The following is a 12,523-nucleotide window of genomic DNA, read 5'->3' as shown; positions in this document are numbered from 1 at the left end:
TTCAAATTCTATCTTTTCGAACCGCAAAGATAGTGCAAAAGTCTGAAAAAATCGCATAAATCCGCTGCAATCAACGGAATAAGAAAGAGGGCGGGCTATTCCGCCACTACGTCCCAACCCGAAAGTACATCACCGTAGAAGTAGAAAGTAACCTTAAAGACCGTCCTGCTGTTCTCATCCGCCACCCGATAGCAACGGGTGGCATCGTAAGATTCCGTTTGCTTATACTCACCCAAAGCCAACGGGGATAACTCCTCTTTACCGGATGCTTCGGCCACAATCCGTCGCATACGCTTTTCCACCAACGCCATGATGCCTTTATGAGTAAAAGGATTGGTATCCGCCACGTGAGGATGTACCGCTTCAATGATACCGCCATTAGCCGCGCGCACCGCCCGTACACTGTCCGTATAAGCTTTGAACCGCTTCTTTACCTCGGACGAGCGCAAGCCTGCCACCGTAAATACGGCAATGCCCTGAGCGCCGCTATTCAGCGCGGCATCCATACATTCGAACATTTCCGGACCATCGGTAGCAGTCATGCCGCAATACAATACGGTTTTATCATTCTTGTCGCGCACATTCTCAACGGTACAATCGGAAATAAAACTGACATCTTCCGTATAGAAAGTATGGTACACCATCGGGAAAACGATATCCAGGTTCCATTTGCCCCAGTCCTGCCGCACCATTCGTGAAGCCATCTTCGGCGTAGGAAACGGAGATGCCGCCATTGTCTTGCCATACGAATGCACCACTCCGGCAATCATATTCGCAACTTCCGTTATCTGGTCGCAACGGAACTGCCGCCACTTTATGTCTGCCGAAGGGTCCTGCTGCTCACGCGGATCATAGCCATACCTGCTCTTGAACTTTTCGAGCATGGCGGGATGATAACCGTAATCCCATGCGGCATATTCCCGGTCTTGCACAATACCGTAATGCGGCCATAATGTGGTAGGAAGCACTACATCCACCAAACGGTTGTAGTCGATGGCAATTCCGTTCAATCCCTCGACTTCGCAATACGACTTAATTTTCTCTCTGATGAATTCGCGCACCTCAGGCAGTGCGGGACAGAGGAATTTATAATAATCCACATATGCTGTAGTATCTGCGAGGCTCTTTCCGTTGCGGTTTACGCTGAACCAGTCGGGATGTTCTGCCAAAATCTTATCACGGTCGTGCTCCAGATTCATGGTCCACAACCATGCGTATACTTCAATGCCGTGTTTACGGGCTATGGGAATGGCAATGCGATAGTCGTCGGGGGTGGGTGCATTCAGCATTATTCCATCCATGCCGATGTCGTTCATCACCTGGCATACCGAATCGAAATTCATGCCGGGACGATAATCCAGCCATGTCCAGAACATGGGGTACTGCTTAACGGTTACATTATTTTCCTGTCGGCATGAAAAAACGCTCCATATTGAAAACGACAATATCAGCGCCGATAAAAGCTTTCTCATAGCATACTAAGTTTTAAGATTAAAAATATCTATTCCGTAGAATATAAACAGACCACATTGGCGCAACCCTAAGAAGAAATACACATTTTTTATCCCGACTTCCAACTTTTTCCCCTTCTCTCCCTACCCGCTCACAAAGACTTCTGAACAGGGGGACAATGAGTCCCTGAATGAAAGGCATTCAGTCCCTGACTCAATGGAGCTCATTCAACGGAGCGGAAACGAAGAAAGAATCACACCGTTCCATTAAGCCTAAACCGTTGACAGCATATCCGACAATAAAAAAGGAGGCATACCGCCTCCTTTTTTCCTATTTTAAGCAAACTCTAAAGTCATCCGGACTTTTATTCTTCGTACATCTTATCAATCAGCTCCTTATAATTCTTTGCCACCACAGAGCGTTTCAGCTTCAATGTATTTGTCAGCTCTCCCCGTTCCATGCTGAACGGTTCGGACAATAAAGTGAAACGTTTCACCTGCTCATAATGCGCAAACTGCTGTTGCAATGTATCAATGCGGGCACGGAACAAAGCCTGCACTTTAGGATGCTGCAATAAATCGGCCATATCCTTGTACTCAAGGCCTTTCTCCTTAGCGTAGTTCTTCACCAAGCCATAAACCGGAACAATCAGGGCAGACACAAACTTGCGCTGGTCGGCAATGACAGCAATCTGGTCAATGTAACGGTCTATCGACAGTTTGGTTTCCAGAGCCTGCGGAGAGATATACTTTCCGTTCGAGGTCTTGAACAAATCCTTGATACGTTCGGTCAGATACAAATGATTTCCTTTCAGATAGCCGGCATCACCCGTATGGAACCAGCCGTCTTTGTCGATAGCCGCAGCGGTGGCTTCCGGTTTCTTATAATAGCCGGTAGTAATAGTCTTACCGCGAAGCAGGATTTCATTGTTTTCTCCAATCTTCACTTCAAGGTCGGGCATGACAGTACCTACCGAACCTATCTCATACCCCTTGTCGAGGAAGCAGGACACGGTAGCCGTAGATTCCGTCAATCCATAACCCACCACCATATTGATACCCACCGAGTGCACGAATTCGCAAATTTCATCGGATACGGCAGCGCCGGCAGTCGGGAAGAAATTACCGTTCTCAATACCGATTGTCTTTTTCAGCAGGGCGTAGATAGTCTTTTCATAGAATTTATACTTCAGATGAAGCATCAGGGGAGGCGTTTTGCCTGCACGCAGATAATCAATGTTGTGCATCTTCCCGACTTTAAGAGCATCCAGCATCATTGCTTTCCGCAGGCCGCTCTCCTGGGCAATCTTCTCCTGTACACCGGCATATACCTTCTCCCAAAAGCGGGGAACGCTGCACATCAATGTAGGACGTATCTCCTTGATAGTGGTCTGAATATCTGCCGGACGAAGATTGACGCAAACCTGCACACCTCTGTGAAGACAGAAATAAGTCCATGCTTTTTCAAACACATGCGTCAACGGAAGGAAGTTCATGGACACATCCTTATCCGTCATGGCAGTCAGGCGGATATCGTGGATGCGGATAGCCTCTCTGTAGTTGAAGTGGTGCAGCATCACTCCTTTCGGCTCGCCGGTGGTGCCGGATGTATAAAGAATATTGGCAAGGTCGCTGTCCGATGCACGGGCGGTACGCTCTTCCACAACGGCATTGTGAGGTAGTCCCTCGCCCAATGCCAGAAACTCGTCGTAGTAGATAGAGGTCTTGTCGCGGGGATCGCGCACGACGCTGCGGTCGAAAATAATCAGTTTCTCCAGAGAGTGGCAAAAACCGAATGCGCTGAAAACGGCATCATACTGGAATTGCTCGCCCACAAAGAGGAAACGTATCTGAGCATCGTTGATAATATACTGGGCCTGAGCCGAAGAGCTGGTAGCATACAGCGGTATGGTAACCAGACGGTTGGCAAAGGCTGCAAAATCGGTAAATAAACATTCCGGCTTGTTTTGTGAGAAGATACCGATGTTCCTCTGTTCCTCTGCACCTAAAGCCACCAACGCATTGGCTGCCTGACGTACTGTCCGAGAGAATTTATTCCAAGTGATAGGTATCCATTGTGATGTTTCATAGTCCCTGTATTTAAGGGCTACTTTGTCTCCATACTTCTCTGCCTGACGATGTATCAGAACAGACAAATGATGATAAGTCATATTTTTAATGAATTGGTAAATATGGGTACAAAGGTATTAGTTTTATTTGAAACTATCTCCCTTTTTCGGGATTTATCCGTAAGTTTGCAAAGTAATAACGAATATATAACAGAACCCAACGATGACAACGGATATAGAAACACTGGTTTCCGAGGCAATCGGACTGCTTAAATCATTGATAGCCATACCATCATTGAGCCGCGAAGAGGAGCAGGCCGCGGACTTTCTTCAGAATTACATCGAAATGCAGGGAATGGCAACCGGACGGAAAGGCAACAATATATGGTGTCTCAGCCCGATGTTCGACCTGAACAAGCCTACGCTGCTGCTGAACTCGCACATCGACACGGTGAAGCCCGTAAACGGATGGCGGAAAGCCCCGTTCACCCCAACGGAAGAGAACGGCAAGATTTACGGTTTGGGAAGCAATGACGCCGGAGCAAGCGTAGTCAGCCTGCTGCAGGTATTCCTGCAATTGTGCCGAACTACACAGGCTTACAACCTGATTTACCTGGCTTCCTGCGAGGAAGAGGTGTCGGGCAAGGAAGGAGTAGAGTCCGTACTGCCGGAGCTGCCGCCCATACAATTCGCCATTGTGGGCGAACCCACGGAGATGCAACCCGCCATTGCCGAAAAAGGGCTGATGGTACTGGATGTCACCGCCTACGGCAGGTCGGGACATGCTGCCCGGAACGAAGGCGACAACGCCATATACAAGGTGCTGAACGACATTGCCTGGTTCCGCGATTACCGTTTCCCGAAAGAATCGGCTTTATTGGGACCGGTAAAAATGAGTGTAACCATGGCGAATGCAGGGACACAGCACAATGTAATACCCGACCGCTGCACATTCGTAGTCGACATCCGCAGTAACGAATGTTACACCAACCAGGAACTTTTCGACGAGATACGGAAACACATCGCCTGTGAAGCCAAAGCGCGTTCTTTCCGCTTGGGTTCTTCGCATGTTTCTCCCGAACACCCGCTGGTAAAAAAGGCCGTTGCGATGGGCCGGACTCCTTTCGGTTCGCCTACCCTTTCAGACCAGGCACTGATGTCTTTCCCGTCCATGAAAATAGGACCGGGCAAGAGCAGCCGCTCCCATACTGCGGATGAGTTTATCTTCGTCAAAGAGATTGAAGAGGCTATTGCACTTTATCTGGACCTGCTGGACGGAGCAATGATATAAAACTTATCTGTTCAGCCAGGGTTCGGGATTCAGCTTCTCCTTTTCACGGCGTAGCTGGAAATGAAGTACCGTACGTCCGCCGTCCGCCCCATCCGAGAATACCTGGCCGATAGCTTGCTTGGTAGTGACCGTATCACCTTGTTTCACCGAAGCGGAAGCCAGGTTGCAATATACGGAAATATAGGCTCCATGACGGATAAGGATATTAAACAGCCCGTTCAGTTTGAATACGGCTGCCACCTTGCCGTTGAAGATGGCACGCGCCTGCGCCCCCGGTTTTCCCTGGATGTCGATACCTTTATTGTCCAACTTGACATTGCGCAATCCCTCCACGGCATATTGCCCGTAATGGCTGGTTATGATATAGGCTCCGCTGATAGGCATAGGCAGCTTGCCGCGGTTATTGGCAAAGTCACCGGACAGCTCGCGGTCGGCCTTACTCATGGTATAAGTTTCCAGAGGAGCAACCTTTTTTCCGGAAGCGGACGTTCCCGACTTATCCGCTTTAGCCGCTTCTTTCTTGCGGGCAGCCGCTTCACGGCGTGCTTCCTCTGCGGCACGTTTGCGGGCTTTCTCTATTTCTTCGGCAATCAAGCGGTCGATACGCGCATTAAGTTGGCTGGCCTCGCGCCGCTTCTTGGCAATCTCGTTCTGTAATCCGCGTTGCTTCTTCCGTAAATCGGCCACAAGGATACGCTTTTCTTTCTCCTGCGCTTCCAGTTTTACTTTCTCGGCCTCGCGCTCTTTCAGCAGATTGGCTTTGGCAGCCCGCACCTGCCTGAGTTCCGCTTTCTTCTTATTGACCTGTTCCTGCTTTTTCAGCACTTCCTCGCCCTGCAGGCGTTGGTAAGTGGCATACTCACGCACATAACGCAAACGACGATAGGTCTGCGCTAGACTCCGTGCAGAGAAAATAAACATCAGCTTCTCCTCAATGGAACGGTTCTTATAAAGGTACTGGACAGACGACTCGTATTTCTTCTTCTTGTCCTTTAAGTCGCGTTGCAATTTTCCTAACTGGCGTTCCAATGACGATAGCTCACGGTCTATCGACTCTACATCGTTATTTATGGTAAGAATATAGCGTTTGCGTTCCTCTATCTGCCCCGTCAAAGCGGCAAGTCCGTTCAACTGGCTGCTTACGGTTTTCTTTGTAGTTTTCAGAAGTGTTTCCGATTCGGTAATCTGCTTTTGCAAAGCACCGCGCTTGCTTTCCAATTCCTTTATCAGTTTGTTGGACTGGGCAAGAAGCGGAAAAGCCAGACAGAAACAACCTATAAAAATACAAAGCAAACGTCTCATAAGCTCATCAGCATTTCTAATATTTCATTCAACTCAACTTGCGTGTACTTTGAAGACAGCTCGGTAGGCGTCAGCGAAAACGAATTATTGGAAAAGCCGGATAACTCGATTCTGCCTTTCTCCAGCGAAGGAATGCCCAATTCCTTTCCCGACAACTCTTTCTTTCCGTTGGGTTTGGAAGCATTGAATAGAATCTTTTCCAAATGAGCAAAGTCGGCTTTCTTCGGTAGCACATCTTTCAATTCCTTACGGGTAGCACGGACGTAACGCTTGCCCATGCGGTCTACCAGCAATATTTCTTCGGGTGTCACCTCCATGCGCGCCACCTCTGTACGTATGATAGGCATGAGGAAAGAAAGCTGCATCCGTTCGCCGCTTATCAGCTTCATCGTACCGTTTACAGTGAAAACGGCGTCTTTGGTAGGAACGGTCAGCCGCACCTTGGAAGACAGGTAGCGGGTACTTTCGGGAAATTTGGACGTCTCCGCCTTCCGGGTGGTTTTACAGCCTGCCAGACAGCAGAGGATAAAGAGCATAAAGACCAGAGTCCTGCCATTGAATTTTGTTTGTTCCATTACCTTGTTACTTTTATTATGTATCACTTCACCGTTTTACCGACTTACTTATCACTGATATACTTCTTCTTCCGAATCTTCTCCTGTAGGGTCTTGGACTTACTGCCTATCTTCAATGCCTGGTTCCAATACTCCAGAGCCTTGTCCACATCACCCGTCATATAGTAGATGTCGCCGCAATGCTCTACGATGACGTCGCTTTTGCCTCCGTCACTTTTCATGGCATCGTCTATATACAAACGGGCCTCGGCATAATTGCCTTTCTCAAATAGAATCCAGGCATAAGTATCCAAATAGGTGGCATTATCAGGTTCCGCCTTCACCGTCTTATAACTCATCTCCTCGGCTTTATCCAGATTACGGCGCTCGACAGACAGGTAATAAGCATAATTGTTCAAAGCTCCGATATTGGAAGGATTGTACACCAGCGCCGAATCATAGGCAGCATAGGCTTCCGTATTCAAATCTTTCGTATGATAGGCGTCTCCCAAAATGGAATAGAAATCCGAAACGACCTCTTTCTTACTATCCGCCGTAATTTGCGTCAATGCTTTCTGACAAATGGAAATCACATCATCCGTCCGTTCCGCCTGGTTATAAGCGATAGCCAGATAGAAATAGAACTCCAGCATCTCCGGATTGGTTTCAACGCCGGCTTCGCATAAATCAATCACATCGTTGTAATCCTCCTTGCGTACCGCTTCACCCAGCAACATCATACGCGCAGCCGTATTGGTAGGATCGATTGCCAACACCTGACGCAGTACCGGAAAGGCTTCCTTGTTCATTCCTTTAGATAAAAGATACTGAGCGTAAAGCATCGGTATCCCGGCATCATCCGGCTCTTGTTCCAGAATACGGTCGAAAAGGCTGATAACCCGCGTACTGTCCTTACCGTCCTGCTCATTCTGCACGACAAACTGGCGCATTACATTCAGTTTCGTTTCCGAAGGAACTTTCTTGTTGAGCAATAAAGTGTCCAACTGCTGCTGATAAAGGTCCTTCTGACCGGTCTCCTCATAATAGGACGCCAGCGAATACATCGCCATGGCATTATCCGGCTCGGCATCCAACACCTTGCGGTACATGTTATATGCTTCCTCTTTCTTTCCGTTCTGCATATATACATCCCCCAGCACAACCTGATAACGGGAATCCATCGGATACTCCGCAACCAGGCTCTCTATCTCATGGAAAGCATTCTTATTGTCTTTCATTTGCAGATAAATACGGAACTTCTCCATACTCAACTGCTCGCTTTTGCCCATCTTCTCCTCAATCCGGTTCAAAGTGGCAATCACCTTATCATACTGCTCCTGCCGATTATAAATGTCCAACAAGGCATAAAGCGGATCCAGCTTGTCGGTGAAACGTATGGACATATCTTCCAGCAGCTTCATCGCTTTCTCCTTTTCGTCCTGTTGCTGATAAAGATTTGCCAGTCCCTGACTGTACCAATAATTATCCGGATCGTTTTCCACGGCCTTCTCCAATGCAGCCTGCCCCTGAGGCACTTGCTTCAGGAACAAATAATATTGCGCCAGTTCGTATAAGGCCGACGAAGCATTCGGATTGATAGTCAGGCAATGTTGCAGCAAATCAAAAGCCGCATCATAGTCTTTCTGAATCTTCAGACGGGCTGCTTCCAAAAAGAAGTAATCGTACTTACGCTGCTGTTCCGGAGTAAGTTCCGCCACAGGCTTCGCCGATAATGCCTTTGCCTGCTTACGGGACGTCCCGCAGGAGACAAGCAAGAAGCCCGCCACCAACAAAAACAGCCCTATTTTCTTATTATTGAATATGCTCATTATCTATATAAAATCAAATGGTATAAGCAACCCTCCGTCAATCACTCATCACTCATCACTCATCGCTAATCACTCATACCCCATCCCAACTACACGCCCGTATGTCCGAAGCCACCGGCACCGCGTTCCGTTTCATCCAACACATCCACCTCCTGCCATACGGCCTGCTCATGGCGGGCAATTACCATTTGGGCGATTCGTTCTCCGTCCTCAATCATAAATGTTTCCGAAGAAAGATTTACGAGGATAATACAGATTTCACCGCGGTAGTCTGCATCGATAGTACCCGGAGAATTCAATACCGAGATACCTTTCTTGATAGCCAAACCGCTACGGGGACGAATCTGTGCCTCAAACCCAGCCGGCAAAGCGATGTACAAACCTGTAGGAACCAGGCAACGCTGCAACGGTTCCAAAGCTATCGGCTCGGAAAGATTGGCACGGATGTCCATTCCGGCAGACAATTCGGTGGCGTATGCAGGCAACGGATGTTTCGACTTATTTATAATTCGGACGGTCATACTATTATTTGCCATTTCAATGAAGTTACGATTGAGATTACTTTAATTCACTATTTAACGGACAAAATTACGGATTTTGAAGCAAATAGTCATACATTTGCAGTTAAATAATAAGAAAGTAAGAACATGATGGACTGGAATACCCTCATATCCGCCAAACGATTCGGCTTGGAAGAGTTTCATAAAGAGCGTCACGAGAACCGTTCTGAATTTCAGCGGGATTACGACCGCCTCATCTTCTCCGCACCTTTCCGGAGATTGCAGAACAAGACACAAGTGTTCCCTCTGCCCGGCAGCATATTCGTACACAACCGGCTGACACATAGTCTGGAAGTTTCCTGCGTAGGCCGTTCGCTGGGCAATGACGTAGCCAAAGCCATCCTTGCCCGCCGCCCCGAACTGCAAGACTCTTATCTGCCCGAAATCGGTGCCATTGTTTCCGCAGCATGCCTGGCGCACGATTTGGGTAATCCGCCATTCGGACATTCCGGCGAACGCGCCATCTCTACTTTCTTTTCGGAAGGAAAAGGGCTGGCATTAAAAGAAAAACAACCAGACGGAGAACAACTCACCCCGGCACAATGGGAAGACCTGACTCATTTTGAAGGAAATGCAAATGCTTTCCGTCTGCTTACCCATCAGTTTGAAGGACGCCGCAAAGGCGGTTTCGTCCTGACCTATTCCACACTTGCCAGCATCGTAAAATACCCCTTTTCATCGAGTCTGGCAGGACAGAAATCCAAGTTCGGCTTCTTTACTACCGAAGAAGAAAGTTTCCGGCGAATAGCCGAAGAACTGGGGATGAAACAACTTAACGGTTCACCTTTGAAATACGCACGTCACCCGCTTGTCTACCTGGTAGAAGCGGCAGATGACATCTGCTACCAGATGATGGATATCGAAGATGCCCACAAACTGAAGATTCTCACTACGCAGGAAACGCAGGACCTGCTGCTGGCCTACTTTCCCGACGAACGTAAGGCGCACATCCTCGATACGCTCAAGATTGTGAGCGACACCAATGAGCAGATAGCCTATCTGCGTTCTTCCGTCATCGGGCTGCTTATCGGCGAATGCACCCGGGCATTCCTCGATAACGAAGTACAGATACTGGAAGGGGAATTTGAGGGAAGTCTCATCAAGCATATCACCGAACGGCCTGCCGCGGCCTACCAACATTGCGCAGAGGTATCTTTCAAGAAGATATACCGTTCGCGCGATGTATTGGACATAGAACTTGCCGGCTTCCGTATCATCAGCACCTTGCTCGAACTGATGATCGATGCGGTACGTTCACCGGAAAAAGCATATTCGCAGTTGCTCATTAACCGGGTATCCGGACAATATAATATGAAAGCAACTGCACTGTATGAAAGGATACAGGCCGTATTGGACTACATATCCGGCATGACGGATGTATTCGCCCTCGACCTCTACCGGAAAATCAACGGAAACAGCCTGCCGGCTGTATGATTTATCTGCTCGGATAGAATATCTTATTCGCCCCGGAAGTCAGTTTGCATGCTTCCGGCTCGCTTTCGATGAATGACTGGATATGGCGGATGCGCTTTTCCGCCAGGATTTCATCGACGGCAATCAGGATACCTGTTTCTTCCACATCACCGAAACCGTAATTAATGGCCGTACCGAACATACGCATTGTCGGACTAAGACTCATGTAGGCATTTACCAACGGCGGAATATTGTATCCCAACTTACGGATTTCGCCATTCAATATTTTATAGTCTTCCTTAAATGTATCCTTACAGAACAATGCAGCCAGTTCTTCCTCGTCCGACTCCAATTGCAGCGGTTTCATCGGAGTAATCAGACTGTCTTTATCGGCAAAATGCTTTCTCAGGAAATAAAGAATCATGTCGCGTCCTTTACGGATATAGCTGGGATACATGGTAACCTTTCCGAAGAAATACTTCACGTTGGGCATAACCACTGTCAGCGCACCCAAGCCGTCCCACAAATTATCCAATGCGAACAAACCTTTGCTGTCGCGACGGGTAGACTGGTATTCGAGCGTCACGAATGAACGTCCAAGCTCAATGGTAGTAGGAAGATATTCATTCAAGAATTTCTCGGAAAAATTAAACATGTGCGCAGTAGCCAAAATCGGCGCACCGTGCTCGTCGAAGCGTACATCCGTACCGAGAATATAGCGGTAACCGCCCAATATCTCTTCCTCTTCCGGATTCCAGACTATCAACTGCTTATAAGGATTATCCATAATATCGTACTCATCAATATCCATGGACATTCCTGTTCCGCCACCGGCAGCACGAAATGCAATCTCACGCAGACGTCCAATTTCCTTCATCGTATTGGGTGAATCCTGAGCAGTAATAATATATATCTGATTATTACTCTTATTCGTCATGCGCAAGCGTTTGTCTTCGGTCAACTCCGCTTTCAGCAGTTCTTTGCTTATCGGTGCAATAATATCTTCCATCTTCCGAGCTTCTATTTTTTTATATTCAATGTTCAACTTACAATTTATACACAATATCTTTCACATACTGCGCCCATTGGGCAGGTGTTTTCGTCTTATCGAATGTTTGCCAGGGAATAGGCTTACCTATAGTAATGGTAAATGTTTTATGACGGTTTTTCAACATTTCATCTGCCAGATACAACATGGCTATATTAAACTTGATACCCAACGTTTTGCAAAGATTCGCCAGGTTATAGAAAAAATCGGAGTTACGGCCGTCAAAATGAATGGGTACTACATCGCGGTGCGCTTCAACGCTCTTTACTATAAACGTCTTTTTCCAGTCCAAATCGCGGATAACCCCATTCCGGCGACGCGAGCAAAGCCCGGCAGGAAACATAATGAGCTGATCGTCCGATGCAAACCCGGCCTCTACCATTTTCGGAAAGTCCTTGGCCTGCTTGCCGGTCTTATTGATAGGAATACAAAGAGGAGCCAGTCCATGCAGGTTCATAAGCAGGTCATTTACCATATATTTCACCTTTCCATCGTAAAAACTCCCGAGTACATAGCCCAACGCCACTCCATCCTGTCCGCCTAAGGGATGATTGGAAACGAATGTATAAAGACCGTCTTTTCGCAGATTCTCCTTGCCCTTCACTATCAATTTGGCATCCAGAAAGTCCAAACAAGCCTGCAGGAATTCCACCCCCACTTTATCTTTCGACTCTCTCAGAAAAACATTCAATTCATCCTGATGAACAATGCGCTTCAAATAAGATACGACAAACTTAGGGATATACTTCACATGCTTCGGAGCTTTCTCCCGAAGAATCTTATCAATGTCAATCAAAAATAAAGAGTCGTCAGCCATTCTTTTTGTGATGAAATGATTGCGCAAAATTAACGCATCTTTTTAATTAAATGCAAATATTCGATAGAAAACTGCACCTAAAATCTATCAAATAGCACCCAAAATCTATCAATTGATAGTTTTCACCCCAAAGATTGCTTAAAAACAGCCTGTCGAAAAGCCGGAACTTTCGTAAACTTGCAATGCTAA

10 protein-coding genes are annotated in these 12,523 nt (G+C 47.5%); 2 read left to right on the top strand and 8 right to left on the bottom strand.

The window, feature by feature from the left end; genetic code table 11:
* Positions 1-95: 95 nt before the first annotated feature.
* Together H8S52_RS04790 and H8S52_RS04785 are read right to left on the bottom strand one after the other, a co-directional pair.
* On the bottom strand, positions 96-1,472 hold the full coding sequence (locus H8S52_RS04790; protein ID WP_186909387.1) for a hypothetical protein: 1,377 nt from the start codon (positions 1,470-1,472) through the stop codon (positions 96-98).
* Positions 1,473-1,816: 344 nt separating this feature from the next.
* Positions 1,817-3,622, bottom strand: coding sequence for a long-chain fatty acid--CoA ligase (locus tag H8S52_RS04785; RefSeq protein ID WP_186909386.1), 1,806 nt, complete (start codon positions 3,620-3,622; stop codon positions 1,817-1,819).
* Positions 3,623-3,743: 121 nt separating this feature from the next.
* Between H8S52_RS04785 and H8S52_RS04780 the strand changes: the two genes are divergently transcribed.
* Entirely contained in the window at positions 3,744-4,811 is a 1,068-nt protein-coding gene (locus tag H8S52_RS04780; protein WP_186909385.1) for a M20 family metallo-hydrolase, read from the top strand.
* Between the two features lie 3 nt (positions 4,812-4,814).
* On the opposite strand, the gene H8S52_RS04775 is transcribed toward H8S52_RS04780, so the two are convergent.
* From H8S52_RS04775 to dut, 4 genes are all read right to left on the bottom strand, one after another.
* On the bottom strand, positions 4,815-6,113 hold the full coding sequence (locus tag H8S52_RS04775) for a murein hydrolase activator EnvC (protein ID WP_117665776.1): 1,299 nt from the start codon (positions 6,111-6,113) through the stop codon (positions 4,815-4,817).
* Positions 6,110-6,688 (bottom strand): DUF4292 domain-containing protein, encoded by a 579-nt coding sequence (locus H8S52_RS04770; protein ID WP_005656127.1) that lies wholly within the window; start codon positions 6,686-6,688, stop codon positions 6,110-6,112. The genes H8S52_RS04775 and H8S52_RS04770 overlap by 4 nt, the downstream gene beginning before the upstream one ends.
* Positions 6,689-6,732: 44 nt before the next feature.
* Entirely contained in the window at positions 6,733-8,496 is a 1,764-nt protein-coding gene (locus H8S52_RS04765; protein WP_117984539.1) for a tetratricopeptide repeat protein, read from the bottom strand.
* Positions 8,497-8,585: 89 nt separating this feature from the next.
* Positions 8,586-9,017: a dUTP diphosphatase gene (gene dut / locus H8S52_RS04760; RefSeq protein WP_016661100.1), complete on the bottom strand. Its 432-nt coding sequence runs from the start codon at positions 9,015-9,017 to the stop codon at positions 8,586-8,588.
* 126 nt (positions 9,018-9,143) lie between these two features.
* On the opposite strand from dut, the gene H8S52_RS04755 reads away from it, so the two are divergent.
* Positions 9,144-10,490 carry a deoxyguanosinetriphosphate triphosphohydrolase gene (locus H8S52_RS04755; protein ID WP_117984541.1) on the top strand — a complete coding sequence of 449 codons (1,347 nt, stop codon included), beginning with the start codon at positions 9,144-9,146 and terminating at the stop codon, positions 10,488-10,490.
* Position 10,491: 1 nt separating this feature from the next.
* On the opposite strand, the gene H8S52_RS04750 is transcribed toward H8S52_RS04755, so the two are convergent.
* Complete coding sequence (locus tag H8S52_RS04750) at positions 10,492-11,478, bottom strand: GNAT family N-acetyltransferase (protein ID WP_016661098.1); 987 nt, start codon at positions 11,476-11,478, stop codon at positions 10,492-10,494.
* A gap of 37 nt (positions 11,479-11,515) precedes the next feature.
* Positions 11,516-12,334, bottom strand: coding sequence for a 1-acyl-sn-glycerol-3-phosphate acyltransferase (locus H8S52_RS04745; RefSeq protein WP_005656121.1), 819 nt, complete (start codon positions 12,332-12,334; stop codon positions 11,516-11,518).
* Positions 12,335-12,523 lie beyond the last annotated feature (189 nt).

This window comes from Bacteroides sp. NSJ-48, assembly GCF_014287405.1.
Classification (GTDB): Bacteria; Bacteroidota; Bacteroidia; order Bacteroidales; family Bacteroidaceae; genus Bacteroides; species Bacteroides stercoris.
The sequence above is the reverse complement of the archived record's forward strand: the minus strand, read 5'-3'. Positions and strand labels throughout refer to the sequence as shown.

What these genes read in the sequence shown, in the direction of transcription:
- H8S52_RS04785 (WP_186909386.1), bottom strand. Translation starts at nt 3,622, where the DNA reads ATGACTTATCATCATTTGTCTGTTCTGATACATCGTCAGGCAGAGAAG.
- H8S52_RS04790 (WP_186909387.1), bottom strand. Translation starts at nt 1,472, where the DNA reads ATGAGAAAGCTTTTATCGGCGCTGATATTGTCGTTTTCAATATGGAGC.
- H8S52_RS04780 (WP_186909385.1), top strand. Translation starts at nt 3,744, where the DNA reads ATGACAACGGATATAGAAACACTGGTTTCCGAGGCAATCGGACTGCTT.
- dut (WP_016661100.1), bottom strand. Translation starts at nt 9,017, where the DNA reads ATGACCGTCCGAATTATAAATAAGTCGAAACATCCGTTGCCTGCATAC.
- H8S52_RS04770 (WP_005656127.1), bottom strand. Translation starts at nt 6,688, where the DNA reads ATGGAACAAACAAAATTCAATGGCAGGACTCTGGTCTTTATGCTCTTT.
- H8S52_RS04775 (WP_117665776.1), bottom strand. Translation starts at nt 6,113, where the DNA reads ATGAGACGTTTGCTTTGTATTTTTATAGGTTGTTTCTGTCTGGCTTTT.
- H8S52_RS04765 (WP_117984539.1), bottom strand. Translation starts at nt 8,496, where the DNA reads ATGAGCATATTCAATAATAAGAAAATAGGGCTGTTTTTGTTGGTGGCG.
- H8S52_RS04750 (WP_016661098.1), bottom strand. Translation starts at nt 11,478, where the DNA reads ATGGAAGATATTATTGCACCGATAAGCAAAGAACTGCTGAAAGCGGAG.
- H8S52_RS04745 (WP_005656121.1), bottom strand. Translation starts at nt 12,334, where the DNA reads ATGGCTGACGACTCTTTATTTTTGATTGACATTGATAAGATTCTTCGG.
- H8S52_RS04755 (WP_117984541.1), top strand. Translation starts at nt 9,144, where the DNA reads ATGATGGACTGGAATACCCTCATATCCGCCAAACGATTCGGCTTGGAA.